Raw genomic sequence first — 24,496 nt, 5'->3', positions numbered from 1 at the left:
CACGGGGCGAGGCTCAGGGCAGCTCCGGCAGGTCCTCGGGGTAGAGCAGCGTGAGGTCGTCCGTGCTCGGCTCGTCGAGCTGGGCGACCCGCCCCGCGTGCCGCTCGACCATCGCCTCGAAGGTCTGCCGCGCGGTACGGCCGTTGCCGAAAGCCGGGCCCTTGGGGATGGCCGTGAAGTACTTCAGCAGCGCCTCGGGCGCGCCGGACGCCAGGCTGTACTCGTGCTCCTCGGCCTGCTGCTCCACGATCCGCAGCAGCTCCTCGGGGACGTAGTCGCTGAAGGTGATGGTCCGTGAGAAACGTGACGCCACACCGGGGTTGACGGAGAGGAAGCGCTCCATCTCGGCCGTGTACCCCGCGACGATCACGACGACCGCGTCCCGGTGGTCCTCCATCAGCTTCACGAGCGTGTCGATGGCCTCGCGGCCGAAGTCGCGGCCCGAGTCCTCCGGCGACAGCGCGTACGCCTCGTCGATGAACAGGACACCGCCGCGCGCCCGGTCGAACGCCTCCTGGGTGCGGATCGCCGTGGAGCCGATGTGCTCGCCCACCAGGTCGACGCGGGACACCTCGACCAGGTGCCCCTTCTCCAGGACACCGAGCGAGGCCAGGATCTCGCCGTACAGCCGGGCGACCGTCGTCTTGCCGGTGCCGGGAGAGCCGGTGAAGACCAGGTGGCGGCGGGCGGAGGCCGCCTTGAGGCCCGCCTGCTGTCTGCGGCGGCCCACCTCGATCATGTCGGTGAGGGCGCGCACCTCGCGCTTGACGCTGTCCAGGCCCACCAGCCCGTCGAGTTCGCCGAGGACGACCTTCGAGGTACGGGCCGGCTGCGCCGGCTCCGGCTCCGAGGCGGTGACGAGCGGTTCCTGCTCGGTGGTGCGCTGGCCCGGGATCGCGCCGAGCAGGCTCGTGGAAGGGTTGGACGTCTGTACGGCCGCCTCGTGCGCCGGGGGGCGCACTCCGGCGCTCTCGTCGCTCGTGCAGTCCTCGACGACCGGGCCGCCGCCCGGTGCGTTGCCGCCGTCGGCGAACTCGTAACCCCCGCGTGCGCAGCGCTCCGTACGGCACTTCTTCAGCGTCGCCCGGCAGCCGTCGATGACATGGAAGCCGTAGCCCCCGCTGCCCGTCACCCGGCAGTTGTGGAAGGTGCCGCGGCCGCCCGCCGACACGTAGAAACCGGCCTCCGCGGGGGACTCGACCGTGCAGCGCTCGATGGTGGGGTCGGCGCCCTTGGTGACGATCACGCCCGTCTGGGTGCCGTCCACGGTGCAGCCGGACAGGGTGCCGCCGCTTCCGTGGTCACGGAACCAGGCGCCCGTCGCGGCGTCGCGGATACGGCAGTCGTCGAGCTGCGCCGTCGCGCCGTCGCTCACCGAGACGGCGGTGTTGCGCACTTGGGAGAGGTCGCTGTCGACGACGTCCACGCGTGAACCGCGGTCGAGGACGAACAGGGCGTCGGGCACGTCGTGCACCCGGCAGGACTCGAGCACCGCGGTCGCGCCGTCGCTGACCCACACCGCGGGATAGTCGCCGGTGCTGTCGAAGATCTCGCACTGGTTGGCGTCCACGCGCGTGCCCGGGTCCCAGACCGACAGGCCGTTGCGCCCGAACTGCCGGACGGTGGTGCGGGTCAGGGTGAGGACCGAGCGGGAACGCAGGTCCACCGCGTTCTCCGGGATGTCGTGGATGCGGCAGTCGGCGAGGGTGAGCACGGCGTCCGTGTCCAAGGTGACGCCGTCCGACGTCGTGCGGTGCACATCGCAGTCGGTGAGATGGGCCGCGGCGCGCGCGGTGATCTGCACACCGGAGCCCTTGACCTCGTACACCTCGCAACCGACCGCCTCCAGCGAGGAGTTCTCGCCGGTCACCGACAGGCCCGCGCCGGAGGCGTGGTGCACCCGGCAGCGCTCCAGACGGGGATGCGCGCCGCCCCGGACCGCGATGCCGGACTGTCCGGCCGCGACGACCTCGCACTCCTCGAACACGCCACCGCCGCCGTCGAGTACGGCGATGCCGATGCCGGCCGGATTGTCGACCGTGCAGCGCCGCACGGTCGGACGGGCGCCGCCGCGCACCTCGATGCCGGCCGCGGAGCGCGTGACGATCCGCACGTCGAGGAGCTCCGGGGTGCCTTCCTCGACGAGCAGCGCGGGCGCCGCCGAGTCCTGGCCCTCCACGTGCAGGTCCTGGACCACGGCCGAGGCGCGCACGGTCAGCGGCACGCCGTCCACCGGCGCGATGCGCACGGAGCCGGGGGAGCCCTCCGGGCCGCGCAGCGTCACCGCGCGCTGGACCACGAGATTCTCCCGGTAGGTGCCGGGTGCGACGGTGAGCACGTCCCCGTCGGCCGCGGCCTCCAGGGCGGCGGCCAGCGATGCGTACTCTCCTGTGCGGCGCCGCCACCGCGAGGTGCCGGTGTGCGTCACCTGGACCGTGCCCTGTGCCATGGCGCTGTTGTGCCCCCACCTCGTCGTACGCGGGTCCTGCGAGGCCGTGCTGAAACCCCGTCGCGATCAAGAACAGCTTCTCACGACGGCGCCGAACGATTCGGTCGGTCCACCGTAGCGTGCGCGGGCACGGTGGGTTGACCGGAGCCGGAAGGCGGTCAGCTGCCGGTGCCCGTCCTGCCCCAGTCCGGACCCGCCCTGTCCCATGCCTGATCCCAACGGGCGTACCGGCGAAGGGTCATGCGCCACACGATCAGACGTCTGCCGCTGTCGAGGAGCCCGGCGGTGAGCAGGGCCGCGCCGATGCCCGCCAGTACGGCGTGCGTCGTCGCGGTGGCCGAATCCAGCGGGCGGGCCACCAGGCCACCGTGCGCGTCGGTCCAGAGCGTGAAGTGGTCGCCCTTGTGCGGTGACTTGAGGGCGGCTATCACCTTGCCGTGATGCGCCGTGCCGTCCGGAGCGGTCCAGTCGGCGAGCACACGGCTGTGTGGATCCTGCGCCGACGAGGCCTCGGGATCGGGGTCCAGCGGGGCCCGGGCCGCCTTGCCGACCACGGTGGCCGTCACTTCGTGCCGGGCCAGGTGCTGGTCCCGAACGGCCTGTTGGAGGGCGTCCTCCGCCGTCGCTCCGGTGAGCGCGCCGAGCAGGGGCGCGAGGGTGAGGATCAGCAGGACGGCCAGCAGGGCCAGCCACGCCTCGACCAGATCGGTCGTGCGGCGCAGCGGATTGTGCCGCCAACGCCAGAGTCCGCCGATAGCTCGCACCGTCCCGCACCCCCTTTCGCCTCCGTGATAACCCCCGGCGAAGCCGTTCATATGCGAGCCCCGGGAAAGAGAGAGCGAAATCACCCTTCCCACGGGTCTTTCATGAACTTCTCACACGCTCAACGAGCCTGCCCGGGGCCCGGGTTCCCGCGGGCGGGTCATTCGAGGACCGTGACCGGATCGCCGATCCGCACCGTGCCGCGGGACTCCGGCACCAGGTTCTGTCCGAAGACGAGCTGGGAGCCGAAGCGGCGGTGGCGTCCGAGCGTGCGCAGCGGCTCCTTGCCGCGCTGGGCGGTGTCCTGGTCGGTGGTGGTCACGACGCAGCGGCCGCACATCTTGGCCACCCGAAAGCTGACCTCGCCGATGGCGATCCGCCGCCAGCCGTCCTCGGCCCATGGCGTCGTGCCCGCCACCACCACGTTCGGCCGGAAGCGGTTCATCGGGAGGGGCCCCTCGTCGGCGCGGTCGCCCTGCGCGATCAAGGAGTTGAGCGCGTCCAGCGAGGCGAGCGTGGTGACCAGCAGGGGATAGCCGTCGGCGAAGCTGACGGTCTCGCCCGGACGCGCGTAGTCCGGGTCCACCGGCCTGCGCGTGGCGGGGTCGTCCATGTGGAGGAGACGGACCTCGGTCCCCAGATAGTCACTGCACCAGGCGTGCGCGTCCGCGTCGGCGAGGACCGCCTCCAGCTTGTCGCCGAAGAGGTCCAGCGGCGTCGTGCCGGCCGGCTGGGGCACGAGGACGGTCAGTGGCTCACGGCCGGGCGCGGACAGGCGTATGCCGCCGCCCGGCAACAGCTCGGCGGCGGCCAGTGCCAGCCGTGGTTGCTGACGCTGGGTGACGACCTTTCCCCCGTCGTCGATCAGTACCCAGCGTCGGTCTCCGGCCAGCCCCCAGGGCTCCACGACGGCCTCCCGGGGCGAGAGAGCCCGGAAGGCCTTGACCGGATGGACATGGATCGAGTGCAGCTCCGCGTTCCCCATGACTCCATCGTGCCAGCGGGCACCGACATTCTGGTCCGAATGCCGCGGTGCCCGCGTACCTCAGCCTGTCAGTACCCGCGGTACTGCTGGTTGTTGTACGGGTCCTGGTACGGAGCCGGGGCGGGGCGGGGAGCCGCGGGGCGCATCGCCTCGTAGCCGGTGCCGGCCGCCATCGGGCGCTGCGGCTGCTGCTGGGGTCCCGGGTAGCCACGCGGGGCGCCGGCCTGCTGCGGGATGTACGGCGCCGGGGCCTGCTGCAGCGGTGCGGGCTGTTGGGCCTGCGGGTAGCCGCCGTACATGGGGGCCTGCTGCGAGGGTCCGGCGGGCAGGGCCGGAAGTGCGGAGGGGAGCGCGGGAAGGTAGCTGCTGCCCGTGTCGTAGGCGGCGGGAACCCGGATCGGGGCGATCTGGGGAGTGCCCCGCTCGGCGACCAGGGAGTCGTAGATCGGGGTGTCCGGGAAGGACGGCGCGGAGTAGTAACCGCCGCCATAGGTGGAGCGGGGGGAGGTCATGGCACATAAGTTAAGCCCACGATGTGCTGGTTGGGGAGACCGATAAGAGGGTTGTTTTCCGTGTCGGCAGTGACGCGGGATCCCCAATGCGAGCGAACTCGGCAAAAAAGGGCGGCAAACCGGGTTCAGATCGTGTAAAGGCCGAGTTCCGAGGGGGTTACCGGTGGTTGGCCAGCAGTCTTCGAAGCCCCTCGTGCGATCTTCCGCGGCACCTCACAGGAGTTCTCCGCCTTGGGGGAATAGGTTGGTCGGGAAAGGGCCCGAGGGACGGCCCGAGGCGCGGCCTGGCGCGGTGACACGTGATGGGGGCGGACATGACAATGCCTAAAGGTTCGAATGTTCCTGTGCCGACGCGTGCGTTGCGCGTCGAAATGGGGTGGCGTTCGGGGCCCGGGGTCCCCGACGCGGATGCTTCCGCGCTGTTGCTGGTCTCCGGAAAGGTCCGCTCCGACGGCGACTTCGTGTTCTACAACCAGCCGGCACACCCCTCCGGCGCCGTGCGGCACGAGGGCAAGCGGGGCGACGGCGGTCAGGTGACCGACACACTGCTCGTCGACCTCGCGCGCGTGGAGGGCGCGATCGAGACGGTGGTGCTGGCCGCCTCCGCGGACGGCGGCACCTTCGGGCAGATGCCCGGTCTGTACATTCGCGTGCTCGACGCGGGGCAGGGCACGGAGATCGCGCGCTTCGACAGCAAGGACGCGACCGTCGAGACCGCCTTCGTGCTCGGCGAGTTCTACCGGCGCCAGGGTGCCTGGAAGTTCCGCGCGGTCGGACAGGGCTACAGCAGCGGACTGGAAGGGCTGGCGAAGGACTACGGAATCACGGTGGACGAGCCGCAGCACGCGGCACCGCCCCCGCCTCCCCCCACGCCGACCGCCGCCGTGCCGATCGCCCCCGTACCGCCTGCCCCCGCACCGCCCGGCCCCACACCCCCCGCCGCCATGCCGCCCGCGCCCGGCACACGTGTGGCCGGTCCGCCGCCGGTCGGGCCGCCGGTGAACATGCCCCCGCCCGTCGCACCGCCCGTCACCGCACCGCCGGTCACCGTCTCGCCCCCCGCCATGACTCCGCCGCCCGCCCGGCCCGGGGCCCCGGTCCGCCTCTCCAAGGTCACGCTCACCAAGGAGGCGCCCTCGGTCTCGCTGACCAAGCAGGGCGGCACGTCCGGCGCCATGCGCGTCAACCTCAACTGGCAGGTGCGCAAGCAGTTCTCGGGGTGGGGCAGTAAGCGGGGCCGGGCCGTCGCGGCGCACAGGGACCTCGACCTCGACCTCTGCGCGCTGTACGAGCTGTCCGACGGCCGCAAAGGAGTCGTCCAGGCGCTCGGCAACGCCTTCGGGGCGCTGCACCAGCCGCCGTACATCCACCTCGACGGCGACGACCGCACCGGTGCCGTGGCGAGCGGCGAGAACCTCACCGTCAACCTCGACCACAAGCAGAGTTTCCGGCGCATCCTCATCTTCGTCACCATCTACGAAGGGGCGCGTTCGTTCGCCGACCTGCATGCCACGGTCACCCTGCAACCGTTGAACGGCGCCCCCGTCGACTTCTCGCTCGACGAGTGCACGGTGCCCTCGACGGTCTGCGCCCTCGCCCTCATCACCAACAACGGCGGCGACCTGATCGTCCAGCGTGAAGCCCGCTACCTCGTCCCCGAGCGCGGGGTGAGCCCGCAGCGCACGGTGGACCGCGTCTACGGGTGGGGCATGAACTGGACCCCCGGCAGGAAGTGACCCACAGGAAGTGACCCACAGGAAATGACTCGCGGGAAGTGACCGGTCAGCGCTCGTCGAGCGCGGTGTCCGGGCGCGCGTAGGTGCGGCCCTTCCAGGCCGCGCCGCGCCCCCTGTAGTGCTGCACCGCGGAATCGACCGTCATGAGGAGGTACAGGAACGCGGTCACCGGCAGCGACGCGGCGAGCCATACGGGCTGCCGGTAGTAGCGCAGCATCGGCAGATACGTCGCCGTCATCAGCAGCCACGCGAGCCCGCCGGCCGCCGCGATCCCCGTATGCCCGGAGAAGAGACCCGTGAAGAGGGCGACCGGCGGCACCAGGTACACCACGGCGAGGCCGAGGACCGTACCGAGGAGCAGCAGCGGGTTGTGCCGCAGCTGGGCGTACGCGCTGCGCGAGACCATGCGCCACAGGTCGTGCAGCCGGGGATAGGGACGCACGCTGTCGACCCGCTCGGCCAGCCCCAGCCAGATGTGGCCCCCGCTCCCCTTGACCGCCCTCGCGAGCGCCACGTCGTCGATGACGGCGTGCCGGATGGCGTCCGGAATCCGCGCCCGCTCGGCGGCGTCCGCGCGCAGCAGTACGCAGCCGCCCGCCGCTGCCGCCGTCCGTGAGTCCTTCACCGCGATCCACCGGAAGGGATAGAGCTGTGCGAAGAAGTAGACGAAGGCGGGGACGACGAGCCGCTCCCACACGCTCTCCACCCGCAGCCGCGCCATCTGCGAGACCAGGTCGAAGCCGCCGGTGCGCGCCGCGGCGACCAGCGTCCGCAGGCTGTCCGGCGCGTGCGCGATGTCCGCGTCCGTCAGCAGCAGGTACTCGGGGCCACGCGCGCGTGCCAGGCCGATGCCGTGACGCACGGCCCAGAGCTTGCCGGTCCAGCCCGCGGGCGGCTCCCCGGGCGAGGCGACGGTGAGCGGCAGCCCGCCGTGCGTGCGGGCGAGCTCACGGGCCAGCTCCCCGGTGCCGTCCGAGCTGCCGTCGTCGACGAGGAAGATCTCGACGCGCCCCGGATAGTCCTGGGCGAGCAGCGAGGACAGGCTCTCGGGCAGTACGGCGGCCTCGTCGCGCGCCGGTACGACGACGCAGACGGACGGCCAGTCGTCCGGTTCCCGACGCGGCGGCAGCCGCAGATCCGTACGCCAGAAGAAGCCCTGCCCGAGCAGCAGCCACAGCCAGGCGGCCAGTGATCCCACGGCGGTCCACGCGACGGCACTCACCCGCCGCAGTCTGCCCCACCCCGGGGGTCCGCCGGGGCGGATCGTCTATGGTGACCGGGTGAAGATCGCGCTCATGGACTCCGGAATCGGACTGCTCGCTGCTGCCGCCGCGGTACGTCGACTGCGGCCCGACGCCGATCTCGTGCTCTCGTCGGACCCCGGCAGCATGCCCTGGGGACCGCGTACGCCCGAGGACGTGACCGCCCGCGCGCTCGCCGTCGCCGAGGCCGCCGCCCAGCACCGTCCCGACGCCCTGATCGTCGCCTGCAACACCGCCTCCGTCCGCGCCCTTCCGGCGCTGCGCGCCCGTCTGGAGCCGGAGGTGCCCGTCATCGGCACCGTCCCGGCGATCAAGCCGGCCGCCGCCGGTGGGGGACCCGTCGCCATCTGGGCCACGCCCGCCACCACCGGCAGCCCCTATCAGCGCGGGCTCATCGGCGCGTTCGCCGAGGGAGTGCCCGTGACCGAAGTGGCCTGCCCCGGGCTCGCCGACGCCGTGGAGCACGGCGACCAGGAGGGCATCGACGCCGCGATCGCCGCGGCGGCCGAGCGCACCCCCGGCGATGTGAGGGCCGTCGTCCTGGGCTGCACCCATTACGAGCTGGTCGCCGAACGCATCCGCACGGCCGTGCAGCAGCCCGGCTTCCCGCCGCTCGCGCTGCATGGCTCCGCCGGGGCGGTCGCCGCGCAGGCACTGCGCAGGATCGGCGAGCTCCCGGACCCGGCGGCCCCCGCCGAGGGCTCCCTCACCGTGCTCCTCAGCGGCAGCGAGGGCGGCCTGTCGGCGACCGCGCTGGCGTACGAGGAAGGCCGCCTTCTTCAGGCGGTCAGCCCCGCCCGCTGACTCTGTCGCCGGGCGGAGGTCTCCGAACGACGACCGTCCGTCACCGCCCGAACGCCCTGCGTGCGCCGCGCGCCCACCCGGAGCAGTGCCCCTCCGCGACCCGGTGCCCGCGGTGCGGAACCTGAGTAGTCTCTTAAACATGAGGGACCACCTCCGCCGCGAAAACTTCTCGCACCCCGATGTCTGGACCGGGAGTGCGACCAATCGCGTCCAGTGGCTGCCCGCCATAGGCGGGGCCGCCTGTATCGCGCTGGGTGTCGAACTGGCCGTCGACTCGACGTGGACGTCGGGTGTCGCGGCACTGGCCATGTCCGTCGTCGGGTGCATCGCGGCGGGACTGCTCATCATGTTCGGCACGCTCGCCTTCGTGCATGTCGCCGTGAAGGTCGACAAGGACTGCCTCGAAGTGCGCTGCGGCCACATCGGTCTGCCGCGCCGGCGTATTCCGCTCTCGAGCGTCGTCGGCGCCGACTTCGCGCCCCGGGTCACCCCGCGGCAGTGGGGCGGCTGGGGCTACCGCTGGCGTCCCGACAAGGGCACCGCGGTCATCGTCCGGCGCGGCGAGGGCGTGGTGCTCCGGCTCGGTGACGGACACACGTTCACCATCACGGTGGACAACGCGGAGGCGATGGTCCGGATCATCCGGGACCGGCTGCGGCCGGCCACGCCCGGCGCGGTCATCTGACCGTCGCGGAGTTCACGGTTCCAGCCGGTTCCTCGGGGTTTGGTCTCTCGCGTTCAAGACGCTCTCCAGGTCCTCGTCGGCCAGGGGCCGTGCCGTCGCGAGCCCCGCGAGCAGCCCCGCACCCGCCGTCACCGTGGTGAAGCTCAGCGCGTTGCCCAGCGAGGCGATCACGGCCAGCGCCGTGAGGGCCGCGCCCGCCGTCAGCGCGATCGTCGTGGACCGCGGCGAACGCCACAGCGAATAGAGGATCCAGCAGAAGACCGTGGCGAGCAGCGCGACGCCGACCAGACCCTGCTCGGCCGCCTGCTGCCACGGTGCCGAGTGGGGCTTGCCGTCGGGCAGCAGCGACTGCGTGACCGTCGGACTGAGTTCCCCGTACCGTCCGGGCCCCACACCGAGGGCGGGATGGTGTCCGGCCAGGTGGAGCGCGTCGCGCCAGAGCAGGACCCGGTGCTCGGTGAGCTGCCCCTCCAGGGAAGCGGTCAGCCCGTCCGGAAGCACGTTCTCCGCGACCGCCCAGGTCGCGCCCGTCACCAGCGCCGCGGCGAGCGCGAGACCCCCGAGTCCGAGGGCGCGGCGGCGCATGCGGTCGGCGGCGAGCGAGCACAGCAGCACTCCGGCGCCGGCGGCGCATCCCGTGGTCGAGCCGAGCACCGCCGCGCTCACCACGATCCCGACGGCGAGCAGACTCAGCGCGAGCCGCTGCGCCGGCCTGCGTGCCGCCCAGGCCGCGCAGCACGCCGCACCGGTGGACAGGGCGAGCAGCGCGGCCGTGGCGCCGCCGTGCCCGAGTGGCGTCGTGAACTGCGGGCCCGGGGTGGTGTGCGCGGCGGTGAGCGCGAGGCCCAGTCCGGCGAGGGCTCCGGCAGCCGGCGCCGCGACCGGCAGGAGAGCGCCGAGGATCCGGCCCGAGGCGTACCCGGCGGCCACGGCGAGCACGGCCAGGAGCACGCCCTCGGGCCGCCCGTCGTGCGCGGTCGCCGTGATCAGTGCCCACACCGCGCAGGCCCCGAGCACGATCACACCCATGGCGTCCGAAACGTTTCGTCTCTCGCCTTCGGCCGCCGAACCGGCCGCGGACCTCATCCCCGTGGACCCCACCCCGTCGCCCCCCGACCTGTGCCGGGCCCCGACCGCCACGGCCGCATCCGGCCGCACGTCAGAGGCTCGGGCACACCGTAACGGCTGATGCGCCGGTTTGTGGATGAGTTGCGCAGGAACGGTGCATCAGGCGGGCATGCGACGGTCTGGGCAGCGGACGGACCACCCCCGGGCGCCGGGAGGTTCATGGTGCGGACCGTGCTGTCGGCGCCCAGGTCACGCGCCGTACACTCCCCGAGTGACCGCCACCGCAACTTCCGTAGACGAGCCGGATCAGCTCGAACCCCAGGCCGCGCCCGCATCGCGCGGGGCCAGACTGGCTCGGCGATACGCTCCGGCCGCCGCCGCGGCGCTCTCCGGAGTACTGCTCTACGTCAGTTTCCCGCCGCGCACCGTCTCGTGGCTGGCCCTGCCGGCCTTCGCGGTCTTCGGTTGGCTTCTGCGCGGTCGCTCCTGGAAGGCGGGCCTCGGGCTCGGCTATCTGTTCGGCCTCGGCTTCCTGCTCCCGCTGCTCGTGTGGACCGGTGTCGAGGTCGGCCCCGGCCCGTGGCTGGCACTCGTCGCCGTGGAAGCGGTGTACGTGGCGCTCGTCGGCGCGGGCATCACCCTCGTCTCCCGGCTGCCCGGCTGGCCGCTGTGGGCGGCGGCGGTCTGGATCGCGGGCGAGGCGGCACGCGCGCGTGCGCCGTTCGGCGGCTTCCCCTGGGGCAAGATCGCCTTCGGCCAGGCGGACGGCATCTTCCTTCCGCTGGCCGCGGTGGGCGGCACCCCGGTGCTCGGTTTCGCGGTCGTGCTCTGCGGCTTCGGGCTGTACGAGGTCGTACGCCAGGTCGTCGAGGGCCGGCGCACCGGTGTCGTACGCCGAGGGGCCGCCGCGGCGGCGCTGCTCAGCGTGGCCGTCCCCGTCGTCGGGGCGCTCGCCGCGCGGTCGCTGGTGAGCGACAAGGCCGAGAACGGCACGGCGACCGTCGCCGTCATCCAGGGCAATGTGCCGCGCGCGGGGCTCGACTTCAACTCCCAGCGGCGCGCCGTGCTCGACTACCACGCACGGGAGACCGAGCGGCTGGCCGCCGAGGTCAAGGCGGGCAAGGTCGCTCGGCCCGACTTCGTGCTGTGGCCGGAGAACTCCTCCGACGTCGACCCCTTCACCAACGCCGACGCCCGCCTCGTGATCGACAACGCCGCCAAGGCCATCGGCGCGCCCATCTCGGTCGGTGGCGTCGTCGAGCGCGACGGCAAGCTCTACAACGAGCAGATCCTGTGGGACCCGGTCAAGGGTCCCCTCGACACGTACGACAAGCGACAGGTCCAGCCCTTCGGCGAGTACCTTCCGCTGCGTTCACTGCTCGGCGCGATCAACAAGAACTGGACCTCGATGGTCCGCCAGGACTTCAGCCGGGGCCACAAGCCGGGCGTGTTCACCATGGACGGCTCCAGGGTCGGACTGGTCACCTGCTACGAGGCCGCCTTCGACTGGGCCGTGCGCGGCACCGTGACCGACGGCGCGCAGCTGATCTCGGTGCCGAGCAACAACGCGACCTTCGACCGCAGCGAGATGACCTATCAGCAGCTCGCCATGTCCCGCGTCCGCGCCGTCGAGCACAGCCGGACCGTCACGGTGCCGGTGACCAGCGGAGTCAGCGCCGTGATCATGCCGGACGGGAGGATCACCCAGCGGACCGGGATGTTCGTGGCGGACTCGCTGGTCCAGAAGGTGCCGCTGCGCTCCTCCGAGACCCCCGCCACGCGGCTCGGCATCCTGCCGGAGATGCTGCTGGTGGCGGTCGCGGTGGGCGGTCTCGGTTGGGCGGGTACGACAGTGGTCCGGGGGCGCCGGAACGGCGCCGTTCCGGGCGATCTTGCCTGACCTCGGCCGGGTCACGGAATCCGGCCGTTAGGGTCGGTCCATGGCTACCCCTGACTTCATCCGCACCATCCGGGCCTCCGCAGGCCACCAGTTGCTCTGGCTTCCCGGAGTCAGCGCTGTCGTCTTCGACGACGAGGGCAGAGTGCTGCTGGGCCGGCGCACCGACACCCGGAAGTGGTCGATCATCGGCGGCATTCCGGACCCGGGCGAGCAGCCCGCGGCCTGCGCCGTGCGGGAGGTGTTCGAGGAGACCAACGTGCGCTGTGTCGTCGAGCGCGTGGTGCTGGTCCAGGCTCTGTCACCGGTCACCTACGAGAACGGCGACACCTGCCAGTTCATGGACACCACGTTCCGGTGCCGGGCCGTCGGCGGCGAGGCGAGGGTCAACGACGACGAGTCGCTGGACGTCGGATGGTTCGCGGTCGACGCGTTGCCCGAGCTGAACGAGTTCGGGATGTTCCGGATCAAGCAGGCCCTGTCGGACGCGTCCACGTGGTTCGACCCCGCGAACTGAGCGCGGGCGCACCGGGGACCGGACGGCTCACAGTCGGATGACGACGAGCGCGGTGTCGTCGTCGGGGCCGCGCCGAGGTGCGGGGAGGAGATCGGCGAGCACGGCGTCGGCGAGGAGTTCGGGGCCGAGCCGGTGATGGCGTTCGACGCTGTGGGCGAGGCGGTCCAGACCGGCGTAGATGTCCTCGCCCCGGCGCTCGATCAGACCGTCGGTGTAGAGGACGAGAGTGCTGCCGGGACCGTAGCCCACCGTCGACTCGCAGCGGGGAAGGGAGTCGTCGCCCGCTCCCAGGGGCGGGTCGGTGGCCGAGTCCAGCACCTCGACGGAGCCGTCACCGTGGGCCAGCAGAGGCGGCGGATGGCCGGCGCGGCTGTAGGTGACGGTGAGGGCGGTGTGGTCGATGACGGCCTGGACGGCGGTCGCCGCGAGCGCGCCGTCGACGGTGTGGGCGTGCGCCGCGAGGGTGGTGAGGGCGGTGGCGGGCCGCCCGGTGGCGCGGATCGCCGCGCTCAGGGCACTGCGCAGCTGGCCCATGGTCCCGGCCGCTTCCAGGCCGTGCCCCACCACGTCACCGACCGCCACGGCCAGCCGTCGCGCGTCGAGGTCGATCAGGTCGTACCAGTCGCCGCACACGTTGAGGAAGCTGGTCGCGGGCCGGTAGCGCACGGCCACCCCGGGCCGGTCCGGCAGCGACGTACTCGGCAGCATGGCGCGCTGAAGGGTGACGGCGACCTCGTGCGCGCGGGCGTGGGCCTTGCGCAACTCCTCGTTGAGTTCCTGCAGTTCCAGGGAGCGGTTCAGCAGATCGGCGGTCATCGCGTCCTCGGCGGTGAGGGGCAGTTCCGGTGCGGCGCCGAGCGCCCGCCGTGCGCGTATCAGCGCGGTGACCTCCTCGACGCGGTGGACGATGAGTGACACCCGGCCGTCGGCGTCGAGGAGAGGGATGTTGACGGTGCTCCAGTAACGCTCCTCGAACACGCCGGACCGGTCGGGCACCTTCACGGAGTACTTCTGCACGGCCATGCTGTCCGGCTCGCCGGTGGCCAGCACCCGCTCCAGCGAGGCGCGCAGCGCCTGGGGACCACCGGCCCGGACGTCGGAGGGGTTGTCGGGAAACACGTCGAAGACGCACCGACCGAGCAACTCCGCGAGGCTCCGTCCGGAGACCCTTTCGTAGGCCCGATTGGCGTCGACCGCCACCATGTCGGGCGTGAGCAGCAGCGCGGGACTGGGCAGGGCCCGGAAGACCTCCGCGTAGTCGATGCCGATGCCCCGGCCGCCTCTTTCGGCCGGCGCATCACTGTCACTCATGTCCCATGTCTACTCCGCCCCCTCGTCCGGTGCGACACGGTGACCGTTTCCGGCCCGTCCGAGCGCACGGCTCGTGGCCGGGTTCTCTTGCCAGGCGATGTTCGCAAGGATGATGGAGGATGGATCGCAGAGCCCCCAACAGGGCCGTGCTCACCAAAGAACGAGGTGAGGACATGAACTGTTACGACTGCCCCGGCACCCCCGGTCCCGCGGTCGCCGTATGCATCCGCTGCGGCGCGGCGCTCTGTCGCACGCATGTGCACGAAAGCCACCCGCCGACCCAGGACATCACCGGAACCGGCCGGGCCACCCACGAGAAGCCGGCCCGCCACATCACCTGCGGAGCCTGCCGCGCGGCGGAGACGAGCTGACTCCGGCAGCGCACCGGCCGCGACCCATGGTGCGAGCCGCGGCGTCCGTCCCACGACCTGAACGTCACCTGAACAGTCACCGCCCCCAGGCATCCCGGTGGGCCGTTCCGCCCTCTTTCTGAGCGAACGGCGAGCACACCGGGAAGGTACGTCCATGGTCAGCACCACCGCAGCGATCATCGCGTCGGCCCAGCGGACGGGCGGGCGGCTGCTCGCCCGTCCCGGGACGTCCGGCCGCAGTCCGGTGGGAGGACCGGCCCACGCCAGACCCGCGCTGCTGGCGATCCTCGCGGTGGCGGCCCTGCTGTTCACCTGGGACATCCAGCACAGTGGCTACCACGCGTTCTACGCGCAGACCGCGCGCAGCATGTCCGAGAGCTGGAAGGGCTTCCTGTTCGGCTCCTTCGACCCCGGCAACTCGATCACGATCGACAAACTGCCCGGCTTCCTGTGGCCTCAGGCGCTGTCCGCGCGGATCTTCGGATTCCATCCGTGGGCGCTCACCCTGCCCCAGGTCATCGAGGGCGTGCTCAGCGTCGCCGTCCTGTACCGCGCGGTGCGTCGCTGGGCGGGGGAGAGCGCGGGCCTGCTCGCGGCGGGCGCGTTCGCGCTCACCCCGGCGGTCGCGGGGCTCTTCCGCACGCAGGCCGAGGATCCCGCGTTCACCCTGCTCGTCCTGCTGGCCGCCGACGCCACGCTGCGCGCGGCCCGCGAGGCCCGGCTGCGCCCGCTGCTCGCGGCGGGGATATGGGTCGGCCTCGGTTTCCAGGCCAAGATGCTGGAGGCCTGGGCGGTCCTCCCGGCGCTCGGTCTGCTGTACGTGGTCTCGGCACCGACGGTGCTGCGCCGCCGCCTGGCCCACCTGGCCGCCGCCGGCGCGGTGTGTCTGGCGGTCTCGGCCTCGTGGGTGCTGCTGGTGACGCTGACCCCGGCCAAGGACCGTCCGTACGTGGACGGTACGACGAACAACTCGGCCATCAGCCAGGTCGTCGGATACAACTTCCTCACCCGTTTCTCCAGCCTCGGCATCGACGCCAAGGACACCGGAAGCGTGGCGGCACAGACCATGGCGGGCACCGCCCCCACGGAGCCCGGGCACGGACACGCCGCCACGCAGTGGGCCAAGATGGTCGGCCCGTCGCTGGCCTCGCAGGTCGGCTGGCTGTACCCGGCGGCCGCGCTCGCCGCGGTGTGCGGTCTGGTGTGGCTGCGCGGCAGGCCGCGTACGGACCCGCTGCGGGCGGGCTTCCTGCTCTGGGCGGTCTGGCTGGCCACGTACTTCCTGGTGTTCAGCGCCGGAGCGGTCGGTGGCCATACGTACTACATGGGTGTCGTGGCCGTACCGCTGGCGGCGCTCTTCGGCGCCGGGACGGTGCAGTTCTGGCGTGCCTGGCGCAAGGGGAGCGGGGCGCGGACGTGGGCGCTGCCCGTCGCCGTGGTGACCACGGTGGCCTGGTCGGCGGTGGTCGCGGGGCAGTACCCGACGTTCCTGCCGTGGCTGGCACCGGCCGCGATCATCCTCGCAGCGGGTGCGCTGGCGCTGCTGGCACTGTCCCGTACCGATGGCGCCGAAGGGGCGCGACGGCGCATCGCGGTGCTGGGCCTCGGCCTGGCCGTCGCGGCGATGCTGGGGCCCTCCGCGGCCTGGGCCGCCTCGGTCCTGGACCCCGCGTACGGGCACTCCGGCATGGGCTCCGCCGGGCCGGTGTCCACGTGGCACCACCACAACGCGCGGCAGCGGACCTTCTCCGCACCGCCCGCCGCCCGGAACGCGGGCGGTAAGGCCCCTGAGTCCACCGACGGACTCGACGAGGACCAGCAGCGGCTCCTGGCCTACACCCGGGCCCACCAGGACGGAGCCACCTACCTCTTCGCGACGACCAGTTGGCGGTCCGCCGCCGCGTACATCCTCTACGCGGGCGCCAAGGTGCTTCCCATGGGCGGATTCACCGGGGCCGCGCCCACGCCCACCGGCGCCCAGTTCCGTCACCTCGTCGCCACCGGCCGGCTGCGCTACGTCGTCCTCGGCGGCGCGGTGACCGTCCCGGGCCGGACCAACGCCGAATGGGTGCGCGCCCATTGCGCACGCGTACCGCTCCCGACGTCACGCCTCTACCGCTGCTCGCCCCGTTCTGCCGCCGCACTCCCTTGACGCGGTCCCCCCGTCAGTCGCGGCCGGTGCCCCGGTAGAGGTCCAGCTCGCCCTCCAGCTCGACGGCGAGGACGGTGGCGTACTCGTCGAGGTCGGCCGCGGCGGGCGCGTCGATCCAGGTCACGCCCGGGACGGCGTCGAGGCCGCCGGTGACGTGGTGGCCCAGTTCGGTGCCGGTGCCCAGGACCGTGACGCGCTTGACCTCGTTGCGCAGGCCGCGCAACGAGACGTTGTCACGGGGGGCGTCGAAGCAGACCAGGTACAGCGTGCGCCGGTCGGCGGAGAGGGTGCTGGGACCGTAGTGGTGCCCGGCGGGCAGCCCGGCGACCGTTCCGTACACCGCGTCCGTGTGTCGTCCGATCCAGGCGCCGAGCCCCTCCAGGCGTTCGATCTGCTCCTCGGGGATCGTCCCGTCCTCGCGGGGCCCGGCGCCGAGCAGCAGATTGCCGCCCATGCCGATCGTCTCGGTGAAGTAGCGCACCAGCTGGCGCACCGACTTGAAGTCGCGGTCCTGCGGCCGGTGGCTCCACGAGTCGTTGATCGTCAGGCACAGCTCCCACGGACCCTCCGGGGCCTGCAGCGGGGTGCCCTGCTCAGGGGTGGCGTAGTCGCCGTGGCTGAGCATCCGCGCGTTGAGGACGGCGTCGGGGTTGCCCGCGAGGATCAGCTCGGCGAGCTCGTCCATCCGCCACTGCTCCTCGGTGCGCTCCCACTCGCCGTCGAACCAGAGCAGGTCGGGGCGGAAGCGGTCCATCAGCTCGCCGACCTGGCCGTCGCGGTAGGCGAGGTAGCGCTCCCAGGCCGCCGGGTCCTCCTTGCCCGGCTCGGCGTGCGAGTAGGGGCTCGGCGTTTCGCCCGGCCTGACGTGCCGGATGCTGGGGTAGTCGGGGTGGTTCCAGTCGGAGTGCGAGTAGTAGAGCCCGACCTTCAGCCCCCGCTCGCGCAGCGCGTCGACGAAGCCCGTGACCAGGTCCCGGCCGGCCGGTGTGTCCCGGACGACGTCGAGATTGCGGTGGCCGGTGTCCCAGAGGGCGACGCCGTCGTGGTGCTTGGTGGTGAGGACCGCGTACCGGGCGCCGATGCGGGCGAACAGCTCGGCCCAGGCGTCCGGATCGTACTTCGACGCGGTGAAGCCTTCGAGCTGTTTCATGTACTGCTCGTGGGTCATCTCGCCCGTGTAGAACGACCAGGACTCGGCCGCTCCGCCCACGGCGTAGACACCGTAGTGGATGAAGACGCCCAGCTTGGCGTCGGGAAACCAGGGTTGCATCGGCATGCGCCCACGGTAGGCGGCGGGGCCCGCGGGGCGCGTGGGCGCCGGTCACCATCACTGGTTCGTTTTCACCATGGCCATCGCCTCGAAGCCCTGGCCGACGGGTGGGAAAGGCGCTCCCCTCGCACTCCCGGGCGGGCGGGCCGACGCTTCAACCGGCGTACGGATCCTCGTACTTGGCGTTATCCGGCGGTACACCGTGGCGGATCTGCGTGTTCAATCACTGGTATCGCCGCACGTACGGACAGTCCCGCCTGTCAGGAGGCCCCGTGATCGCCGTTCCCGAACCGGAACTCACCGAACGCGAAGTGATCGAGCGGGCCGTGGCGATGCGGCCCGCGCTGCTCGAACGGCAGCCGGAGACCGAGCGGCTGACGATCTACCCCAAGGACACCCACGAGGAGTTCCTGCGCGCCGGTTTCTACCGGATGCTGCAGCCGCGCAGGTACGGCGGCTACGCCTTCGGCCTGCCGACCTTCTACCGCGTCGTGACCGAGGTGGCGCGCGGTTGCCCCTCCACCGGCTGGGCCCTGTCTCTCACCGCCGCCCATGTCCTCCAGGTCGCCTCGGTCTTCGAGGAGAAGACACAGGACGAACTCTTCGGCGACGAGGGCGACTTCCGTGCCGCCTCCACCGCGACCCCCGTCGGGGTGGCGCGGCCCGACGGCGACGGTCATGTGGTCCTGGACGGCACCTGGTCCTATTCCTCCGGCTCCCCGTACTCCACCCACTACGTCGGTCAGACCCTGCGCGCCCCCGACAAGCCGGAGGACCCGCCGGGGCCGCTCGTGCTGTTCGTGGCGCCACGCTCCGCCTGGACCCTGCTCGACGACTGGCAGGGCGTCCTCGGCCTGCGCGGCAGCGGTTCCCACAGCATCCGCTTCGACGAGGCCCGCATCCCCGCGCACTTCACCCGGGAGGCGAGTCTGCTCGACCTGCCCGTCGAGGGCGGCTCCCTCGGCTCGGAGCTGCACGGCCATCCCATGTACGCGGGGCGCGCGGCGAGCTTCTTCCACGGCGAGCTGGCCGCCCTCATGATCGGCACCGCGTACGCGGCCGCCGACGAGTACGCCCGGATCATCGCCGAACGGCCGCTCGTCCTGGACCCCGGCCGCACCCGCGCCGACCTCCACGACTACCAGCGCCACCTGGGGGAGGCGCTGGCCGCGATCCGTACGGCGGACGCGGCGCTGCGGGCAACCGCCGACGACTGGATGGAGGCCTGCTGCGACAACGTGTCGGGCCGGGCTCCCTTCACGACCGCCGTCGACAACCGGCTCGCGCTCGTCTTCGTCACCGCCGGGCGCCTGGCCTGGGACGCGCTCCAGGGCATCCTCTTCCGCACGGCGGGCTCCCGGCACGCCCGCGACGGCGCACGGATGCAGCGCTACTTCCGGGACGCCGCCACGATCTGGTCGCACCTCGGCCCCACGATGGCCGAACCGCTGGCCCGCCGTGTCGGCCGCGACCGCCTCGGCCTGCCGTCGGACGACATCCCGCTGATCTCCTGACCGCCTGACCGCCTGATCTCTCGATCTCGTGAGCACCGGCGGGCGGGGCGGGGAATGCCCCGGCCGCGAGTGGGTACGCGCGACAGGAGCCGCGCCCGGGGCGAGTCCCGCCCCGGGCGGCCTGTCCGTCACTACCTGGGATCTGCCAATGGACACACCCTCGAACAACCACCACTACCTGCCGACGGCCACGACACCGGCCCAGGAGGCACTGAACGCACTCGCGGAGAACACCGAGAACCCGCTGGCGCTGGACACCCTGGCCGGCAGCGAGGTGCTGGTCCCCGTGCCGGACGACGCGAGCGAGGAGGACGTGCGCGACCCCGGCGCCGTGGCGCTGCCCGTGCTGGAGCAGCCGGGCGGGGAGCAGGTGGTGCCGGTGTTCACCTCGGAGCCGGCGATGGCCGAACTGCTGCCGTTCGTCTCCCGCTACCGTCTGGTTCCGCTGGGTGCGCTCGCCTCCCAATGGCCGACCGGCGATCTGTCGCTCACCATCGACCCGAGTTCACCGAACGGCCTGACCCTCACCTCCGAGGGCGTTCGTACCCTGTTGGTCCGGCCGCCGGCCTGACCGCCGTCCGGTCCTAGAGGCACTTGCCCGGATTGAGGATGCCCCGCGGGTCGAACGCCTCCTTGATCCGGCGCTGCAACGTGTGGGCCGCGGGCCCCAGTTCGTCCGCCACCCACTGCCGCTTGAGTACGCCCACACCGTGCTCACCGGTCAGCGTGCCGCCCAGCCGCAGGGCCAGCGCGAAGATCTCACCCGCCGCCTCCCAGGCCGCGTCGGGGAGGCGGGGCAGCGACGGGTCCACGACGATGATCGGGTGGAGGTTCCCGTCCGCCGCGTGCGCGAGGGTGAAGACGGGCACGTCATGGCGCGCGGAGACGGCACGGATCTCCCGCGCCGCCTCCGCCAGCCGGGAGCGGGGCACCGCGATGTCCTCGATCAGCGGACGGCCGAGGCGCTCCAGCGCGGGCAGCGCGAGACGGCGGGCGGCGAGCAGGGCTTCCGCCTCCGCCGGATCCGCCGTCGTCTCGACCGTCGTGGCCAGTGGGGCGAGCAGCCGGGAGACGGCCTCCGCCTCGATCGCCGCGCCCGCGCCGTCGCACTGCACCAGCAGCAGGGCCGCGCCGCGCTCCCGCAGCGCCGGGTCGACGGCGCCCAGCACCGGTCCGTCCACCAGCTCCGCGAGCGCCGGTTCGACCCCGGCCTGGGTGAGGGCGTACGACGCTTCGGCGGCCGCTTCGAAGGAGGCGAAGTACGCGGCGAGGGTGGCCGTCGCCACGGGGACGGGCCGCAGCCGCAGCGTCGCCGACGTGATCACCGCCAAGGTGCCCTCGGAGCCGGTGAGCAGGGCCGTGAGGTCGTAGCCGGTGACGCCCTTGACGGTACGGCGGCCGGTGCGCACGACCGTGCCGTCCGCGAGCACCGCCTCCAGGCCCAGCACGCTGTCCCGGGTCACGCCGTACTTCGCGCAGCGCAGCCCGCCCGCGTTGGTCGCGATGTTCCCGCCGATCGTGGACAGGGCCGCGCTCGCCGGATCGGGCGCGTAGCGCAGCCCGTGCCCGGCCGCGGCCCGGTCCAGCTCGGCGGTGATCACGCCGGGTTCGACGACGGCGAGCTGGTCGTCCGGGGAGAGTTCGAGGACGCGGTTCATCCGGGCCAGGTCGAGGACGAGGGCGCCCTCGCCCGCCGTCGCCCCGCCGGACAGACCGGTTCCCGCGCCGCGCGGGACCACCGGCACGCGCAGCGCGTACGCGTGCCGGAGGGTGACGGTCACGTCCTCGGTCCGCCGGGCGTGCACCACCGCCAGGGGGAGCCCGTCGGGCCGGGTGCCGGAGCGGTCGGTGGCGTACCCGGCGAGTGCGGCGGGATCCGTGGTCAGCCGGTCGGGCGGCAGGTCGCGGGCGAGCAGCCCGAGGAGCCGGGCTGACGCGGTGGTGGGGGGAGCGGCGGTCATGGGGTGAGTGCCTTCGTTCCGATCGCCAGCAGGGCGATGTCCTCCTGGGGCGCGTGCACGGGAGCGCACTGGATGTCGCGGAAGTGCCGCTCCAGGGGATTGCCGCGGGTCAGGCCCGGGTTGCCGAGGAGCCGCACGGCCAGCTCCACGGCCCGCACCCCGTGCCGGTCGGCCAGCACCCGGGCGCCGAGGGCCTGTTCAGGGGAGTACGAGGAGTCGTCGGCGTCGACCCGGGCGGCACCGTCGAACACCAGCTGCTCGGCGGCGTCGAGCAGCACCTCGATCTCCCCGGCCGTCCGCCGGAAGCGTTCCGTGCGGGCCACCGGATGACCGAGGTTGACGGGTACACGCGCCTGGGCGAAGGTGTGGAAGAAGGTCTGCGCCGCCCGTGCCACGCCCAAGTAGAGTGCGGCCAGCGGGAGATGGAGCGAGGCGCCCGCCCGGTTGTCCTGCTCGGCCGCGGGACCGTACGGGCCGAGGCCCACGACGTTCTCGTACGGGATCGCCACCTCGCGGAAGGTCACGTCGTGGCTGCCGCTGGCGCGCAGCCCCAGGTGGTCCCACCGGCCGGTGATCTCGATGCCGGGGGAGCCGCCCGGGACGAGGAAGGTGCCGACGCGCGGGTCCGGCTCGTCGGTGGTGGCCCACACCAGGAACCAGTCCAGGCCCTCCGCGCCGGTCACGAAGCGCTTGGTGCCGTTCAGCGACCAGCCGTCGGGGGTGTGCCGAGCGAGGGTCGCCGGGAGGCCGCCCCGCGCGGGGGAGCCCAACTCGGGCTCCACGCGCGCGTGGTTGATGAGCACCGGCCGTTCGAAGGACTCCTTGACCACACGCGCGTACAGCTCGTCCGGCCAGTGCGGCTGTACGGCCTGCCGCGCATGCGTGTTCAAGGTCATCGCCGCGATCAGGGCGACGGACGGGTCGCCCCGGCCGAGCGTGTGGAGGATGCGGGCACTCTCCTCGACCCGGGCACCCCTACCGCCGTACCGTTCACCGATGGTCGCGGTGAGCAGTCCGGCGCCATGGGCGATCCGGAGGGACTCGGCGGGGAACACGCCCGAACGGTCGTAGCCGGCGGCCAGTTCGGCGATGCGCGCGGTCACAGGGCCTTCTTCAGGTCGGTGTTGAGCTCCGTGGTCCAGAACGACTTCACGTCCAAGTGCTCCTTGAGCGCGCCGAGTTCGGTGAAGGCGTCGGCCACCTTCTGCTGGGAGGCGATCGTGTCGTCGCCGACCGTCCTGGACTGGGTCGGCCGCTGGTTCTGCGCGGCGACGAGGTCCGACTTGGCCCGGGCGACGGGCTGGTGGGTGGCCTCGGCGGTGACCTTCGCGAAGCCGTCCTCGTGGCCGTCGCGGACGTAGGCGTACGCCTTGGTGATCCAGGCGATCAGATCGGCCGTGGCGGCCCGCTGAGCAGGGCTCTTGAGGACGCTGTCGCGGGCCGACCAGAGGAAGTTGCCGGACAGGATGTCCGCGCCGGAGCCGACCGTGCGGGCGCCCTGCTGGTGCGCGGTGATGATCGACGTGCCGTACGAGGCGAAGGCGTCGATGCCGCCGCCGTTCAGGGCCGCGAGACCGTCGTTGGGCAGCAGCGGCTTGGCGTCGATGTCCGACCACTTGAGGCCGGCCTGCTTCAGCAGCTCGTAGAGGAAGTAGTGGGCGGTGGTGTTCTGGACGTAGCCCACCTTCTTGCCCTTCAGACCGGCGATGTCGGTCACCTTCGAGCCCTTGGGGACGACGACCTCCTGGTTGAGGGTGGAGCCGCGTTGGACGGCGACGACCTTGAAGTTGGGCTTGCCGTCGGCGGCCGCGAAGAGGGGCGGGATCTCACTGGAGGAGGCCAGGTCGAGCGCTCCGGCGCGGATCGCCTGGAGCTGCTGGTCGCCGCCCTGGAACAGGCTCCACTTGACCTTGTACGGGGTGTCGTCGAGATGGGCGTACTCCAGGACGGCCTCACCGACCTTCCAGCCGGTGTCGCCGACCCGCAGGGTGACGGAGGAGACGTCGGACGAGGACTCGGCCGTCGCGCTGCCCCCGCAGGCCGCTGCGAACGGCAGGAGCAGGGCGAGGGCGGCGGCGGACGCACGCAGGGTGTGACGCAACACGGAATCTCCATGGGACGTGGGAGGGGGATCAGGCGGCCTGAGCGGTCGCCGCGCGGTGGGCGAGCTCCTGCCGGACCAGCGGCAGGATGTGACGGGCGTAGTCGATGGCGTCGTTGAGCGGGTCGTAGCCGCGGATCGACAGCAGCTCGCAGCCGATGTCGACGTAGTCGAGCAGGGCTCGGGCGACGGTCTCGGGGGAGCCGACCAGCGCGGTCGAGGCGCCCGCGGCGTTCGTGGCGACGGCCGGGGCCGTCCACAGGCAACGGTCGTGGACCTCGCCGCGCTCGGCGATGTCGAGGAGCCGCTGCGAACCGACGTTGGCCGGGCGCCCCGTCGTGCGGTAGTGGCGCAGCGACTCGGTGTTCTTCGCCGCGTCCTTCAGCACGCCGAGCGTCCGGTGCGCCTTCTCCCAGGCCAGTTCGTCGGTGGGCGCGATAATGGGGCGGAACGACACCCAGATACGGGGACGGGGGCGCCCGGCAGCGTCCGCGACCGTGTTGACGGCGGCGATCTGCTCGGCGGTCTCCTTCAGCGGCTCGCCCCACAGCCCGAAGATGTCGCCCTGCTGCCCGCCCACCCGGTAGGCGTCCTGCGAGGAGCCGCCCACGGACACCGGGATCAGCCCGTTCACCGGCTTCACATCGGAGTGGTAGCCCTCGAACCTGAAGTACTTGCCCTCGTGCGAGACGGGTCCGTCGGCCTGCCACACCTTCCGCAGGATCTGGATGTACTCGTCCGAACGCTCGTACCGCTCGCTCTTGCCCAGGTAGTCGCCTTCCCTGTGCTGCTCCTCGTCACTGCCGCCGGAGATGATGTGCAGCGACAGCCGCCCGTTGCTGATCCGGTCCAAGGTGGCCAGGGCGCGGGCCGCGTGGGTGGGGAAGACGACACCGGGCCGGTGCGCCAGGATCGGGCGGACGCGCTCGGTGTGGGTGGCCACGAACTGGGCCACCTGGAGGGCGTCCGGGGAGGCGGAGTGGTAGGCGACCAGCGTGTGGTCGAAGCCGCCGTCGTCCAGGGCGCGGGCGTACCTGCGCAGATAGCCGGGGTCGAAGCCGGTCCGGCTGCTCGCGGCGGGTCCGGAGGCCCCGGAGTCGGTGTGGACGGCGCTGATGAACTCGACAGGCATGAGCAAC

General features: G+C 72.3%; 21 protein-coding genes. 9 read left to right on the top strand and 12 right to left on the bottom strand.

Features of this window, described 5'->3' with window-relative positions; translation table 11 throughout:
- Positions 1-13 precede the first annotated feature (13 nt).
- The 4 genes from KVT44_RS12465 to KVT44_RS12450 form a co-directional block, all read right to left on the bottom strand.
- The gene (locus tag KVT44_RS12465) at positions 14-2,449 is read right to left on the bottom strand and encodes a right-handed parallel beta-helix repeat-containing protein (protein WP_217567098.1); all 2,436 of its coding nucleotides are present in this window, start codon (positions 2,447-2,449) and stop codon (positions 14-16) included.
- A 158-nt stretch (positions 2,450-2,607) separates the two neighbouring features.
- Positions 2,608-3,213: a hypothetical protein gene (locus KVT44_RS12460; RefSeq protein WP_229888869.1), complete on the bottom strand. Its 606-nt coding sequence runs from the start codon at positions 3,211-3,213 to the stop codon at positions 2,608-2,610.
- 158 nt (positions 3,214-3,371) lie between these two features.
- Positions 3,372-4,196 carry an MOSC domain-containing protein gene (locus KVT44_RS12455; protein WP_217567097.1) on the bottom strand — a complete coding sequence of 275 codons (825 nt, stop codon included), beginning with the start codon at positions 4,194-4,196 and terminating at the stop codon, positions 3,372-3,374.
- A 68-nt stretch (positions 4,197-4,264) separates the two neighbouring features.
- On the bottom strand, positions 4,265-4,708 hold the full coding sequence (locus KVT44_RS12450; protein ID WP_075025618.1) for a DUF6643 family protein: 444 nt from the start codon (positions 4,706-4,708) through the stop codon (positions 4,265-4,267).
- 302 nt (positions 4,709-5,010) lie between these two features.
- Here KVT44_RS12450 and KVT44_RS12445 point away from each other — a divergent pair, with 302 nt between their 5' ends.
- On the top strand, positions 5,011-6,444 hold the full coding sequence (locus tag KVT44_RS12445; RefSeq protein ID WP_217567096.1) for a TerD family protein: 1,434 nt from the start codon (positions 5,011-5,013) through the stop codon (positions 6,442-6,444).
- A gap of 46 nt (positions 6,445-6,490) precedes the next feature.
- Here the strand turns inward: KVT44_RS12445 and KVT44_RS12440 are convergent, their stop codons facing one another.
- Positions 6,491-7,666, bottom strand: a complete 1,176-nt coding sequence (locus KVT44_RS12440; protein ID WP_217567095.1) for a glycosyltransferase — start codon at positions 7,664-7,666, stop codon at positions 6,491-6,493.
- A 58-nt stretch (positions 7,667-7,724) separates the two neighbouring features.
- Here KVT44_RS12440 and KVT44_RS12435 point away from each other — a divergent pair, with 58 nt between their 5' ends.
- Positions 7,725-8,510 carry a glutamate racemase gene (locus KVT44_RS12435; RefSeq protein ID WP_217567094.1) on the top strand — a complete coding sequence of 262 codons (786 nt, stop codon included), beginning with the start codon at positions 7,725-7,727 and terminating at the stop codon, positions 8,508-8,510.
- A gap of 139 nt (positions 8,511-8,649) precedes the next feature.
- On the top strand, positions 8,650-9,195 hold the full coding sequence (locus KVT44_RS12430; RefSeq protein ID WP_099924288.1) for a hypothetical protein: 546 nt from the start codon (positions 8,650-8,652) through the stop codon (positions 9,193-9,195).
- 12 nt (positions 9,196-9,207) lie between these two features.
- Here the strand turns inward: KVT44_RS12430 and KVT44_RS12425 are convergent, their stop codons facing one another.
- Positions 9,208-10,224, bottom strand: a complete 1,017-nt coding sequence (locus tag KVT44_RS12425) for an O-antigen ligase (protein WP_254649288.1) — start codon at positions 10,222-10,224, stop codon at positions 9,208-9,210.
- A gap of 310 nt (positions 10,225-10,534) precedes the next feature.
- Here KVT44_RS12425 and lnt point away from each other — a divergent pair, with 310 nt between their 5' ends.
- Both lnt and KVT44_RS12415 read left to right on the top strand, forming a co-directional pair.
- Complete coding sequence (gene lnt, locus KVT44_RS12420; RefSeq protein WP_217567092.1) at positions 10,535-12,163, top strand: apolipoprotein N-acyltransferase; 1,629 nt, start codon at positions 10,535-10,537, stop codon at positions 12,161-12,163.
- 40 nt (positions 12,164-12,203) lie between these two features.
- Complete coding sequence (locus tag KVT44_RS12415; protein WP_217567091.1) at positions 12,204-12,677, top strand: NUDIX domain-containing protein; 474 nt, start codon at positions 12,204-12,206, stop codon at positions 12,675-12,677.
- A gap of 27 nt (positions 12,678-12,704) precedes the next feature.
- Here the strand turns inward: KVT44_RS12415 and KVT44_RS12410 are convergent, their stop codons facing one another.
- On the bottom strand, positions 12,705-13,988 hold the full coding sequence (locus tag KVT44_RS12410; protein WP_217567090.1) for a PP2C family protein-serine/threonine phosphatase: 1,284 nt from the start codon (positions 13,986-13,988) through the stop codon (positions 12,705-12,707).
- A gap of 119 nt (positions 13,989-14,107) precedes the next feature.
- Between KVT44_RS12410 and KVT44_RS12405 the strand changes: the two genes are divergently transcribed.
- Positions 14,108-14,359, top strand: coding sequence for a DUF2180 family protein (locus KVT44_RS12405; RefSeq protein WP_099924293.1), 252 nt, complete (start codon positions 14,108-14,110; stop codon positions 14,357-14,359).
- Between the two features lie 154 nt (positions 14,360-14,513).
- The gene (locus KVT44_RS12400; RefSeq protein ID WP_217567089.1) at positions 14,514-16,511 is read left to right on the top strand and encodes a glycosyltransferase family 39 protein; all 1,998 of its coding nucleotides are present in this window, start codon (positions 14,514-14,516) and stop codon (positions 16,509-16,511) included.
- A gap of 13 nt (positions 16,512-16,524) precedes the next feature.
- On the opposite strand, the gene KVT44_RS12395 is transcribed toward KVT44_RS12400, so the two are convergent.
- Positions 16,525-17,787 (bottom strand): alpha-L-fucosidase, encoded by a 1,263-nt coding sequence (locus KVT44_RS12395; RefSeq protein WP_217567088.1) that lies wholly within the window; start codon positions 17,785-17,787, stop codon positions 16,525-16,527.
- A gap of 266 nt (positions 17,788-18,053) precedes the next feature.
- Here KVT44_RS12395 and KVT44_RS12390 point away from each other — a divergent pair, with 266 nt between their 5' ends.
- Together KVT44_RS12390 and KVT44_RS12385 are read left to right on the top strand one after the other, a co-directional pair.
- Complete coding sequence (locus KVT44_RS12390) at positions 18,054-19,295, top strand: acyl-CoA dehydrogenase family protein (protein ID WP_217567087.1); 1,242 nt, start codon at positions 18,054-18,056, stop codon at positions 19,293-19,295.
- Positions 19,296-19,443: 148 nt separating this feature from the next.
- Complete coding sequence (locus tag KVT44_RS12385; protein WP_217567086.1) at positions 19,444-19,866, top strand: SseB family protein; 423 nt, start codon at positions 19,444-19,446, stop codon at positions 19,864-19,866.
- Positions 19,867-19,879: 13 nt separating this feature from the next.
- Here KVT44_RS12385 and KVT44_RS12380 read toward each other — a convergent pair whose 3' ends face one another.
- From KVT44_RS12380 to KVT44_RS12365, 4 genes are read right to left on the bottom strand one after another with little or no spacing between them, the layout of a single operon-like run.
- On the bottom strand, positions 19,880-21,256 hold the full coding sequence (locus tag KVT44_RS12380; RefSeq protein WP_217567085.1) for an FAD-binding oxidoreductase: 1,377 nt from the start codon (positions 21,254-21,256) through the stop codon (positions 19,880-19,882).
- Complete coding sequence (locus KVT44_RS12375) at positions 21,253-22,359, bottom strand: acyl-CoA dehydrogenase family protein (protein ID WP_217567084.1); 1,107 nt, start codon at positions 22,357-22,359, stop codon at positions 21,253-21,255. Before KVT44_RS12375 ends, KVT44_RS12380 begins: the two co-directional genes overlap by 4 nt.
- Complete coding sequence (locus KVT44_RS12370; RefSeq protein WP_308313978.1) at positions 22,356-23,360, bottom strand: ABC transporter substrate-binding protein; 1,005 nt, start codon at positions 23,358-23,360, stop codon at positions 22,356-22,358. Before KVT44_RS12370 ends, KVT44_RS12375 begins: the two co-directional genes overlap by 4 nt.
- A gap of 28 nt (positions 23,361-23,388) precedes the next feature.
- The gene (locus KVT44_RS12365) at positions 23,389-24,489 is read right to left on the bottom strand and encodes an LLM class flavin-dependent oxidoreductase (RefSeq protein ID WP_217567083.1); all 1,101 of its coding nucleotides are present in this window, start codon (positions 24,487-24,489) and stop codon (positions 23,389-23,391) included.
- Positions 24,490-24,496 lie beyond the last annotated feature (7 nt).

Origin of the sequence: Streptomyces sp. GbtcB7, from assembly GCF_019091445.1 — a bacterium.
GTDB lineage: Bacteria > Actinomycetota > Actinomycetes > Streptomycetales > Streptomycetaceae > Streptomyces > Streptomyces mirabilis.
Note: the sequence above shows the minus strand (reverse complement) of the source record. Positions and strands in the feature narration are given on the sequence as shown.

Bases quoted from the DNA above. Each gene is read 5' to 3' on its own strand.
- KVT44_RS12395 (WP_217567088.1), bottom strand. From the start codon at position 17,787: ATGCCGATGCAACCCTGGTTTCCCGACGCCAAGCTGGGCGTCTTCATC.
- KVT44_RS12430 (WP_099924288.1), top strand. From the start codon at position 8,650: ATGAGGGACCACCTCCGCCGCGAAAACTTCTCGCACCCCGATGTCTGG.
- KVT44_RS12380 (WP_217567085.1), bottom strand. From the start codon at position 21,256: ATGACCGCCGCTCCCCCCACCACCGCGTCAGCCCGGCTCCTCGGGCTG.
- KVT44_RS12465 (WP_217567098.1), bottom strand. From the start codon at position 2,449: ATGGCACAGGGCACGGTCCAGGTGACGCACACCGGCACCTCGCGGTGG.
- KVT44_RS12415 (WP_217567091.1), top strand. From the start codon at position 12,204: ATGGCTACCCCTGACTTCATCCGCACCATCCGGGCCTCCGCAGGCCAC.
- KVT44_RS12385 (WP_217567086.1), top strand. From the start codon at position 19,444: ATGGACACACCCTCGAACAACCACCACTACCTGCCGACGGCCACGACA.
- KVT44_RS12445 (WP_217567096.1), top strand. From the start codon at position 5,011: ATGGGGGCGGACATGACAATGCCTAAAGGTTCGAATGTTCCTGTGCCG.
- KVT44_RS12405 (WP_099924293.1), top strand. From the start codon at position 14,108: ATGGATCGCAGAGCCCCCAACAGGGCCGTGCTCACCAAAGAACGAGGT.
- KVT44_RS12455 (WP_217567097.1), bottom strand. From the start codon at position 4,196: ATGGGGAACGCGGAGCTGCACTCGATCCATGTCCATCCGGTCAAGGCC.
- KVT44_RS12425 (WP_254649288.1), bottom strand. From the start codon at position 10,224: ATGGGTGTGATCGTGCTCGGGGCCTGCGCGGTGTGGGCACTGATCACG.
- KVT44_RS12400 (WP_217567089.1), top strand. From the start codon at position 14,514: ATGGTCAGCACCACCGCAGCGATCATCGCGTCGGCCCAGCGGACGGGC.
- KVT44_RS12365 (WP_217567083.1), bottom strand. From the start codon at position 24,489: ATGCCTGTCGAGTTCATCAGCGCCGTCCACACCGACTCCGGGGCCTCC.
- KVT44_RS12450 (WP_075025618.1), bottom strand. From the start codon at position 4,708: ATGACCTCCCCCCGCTCCACCTATGGCGGCGGTTACTACTCCGCGCCG.
- KVT44_RS12410 (WP_217567090.1), bottom strand. From the start codon at position 13,988: ATGAGTGACAGTGATGCGCCGGCCGAAAGAGGCGGCCGGGGCATCGGC.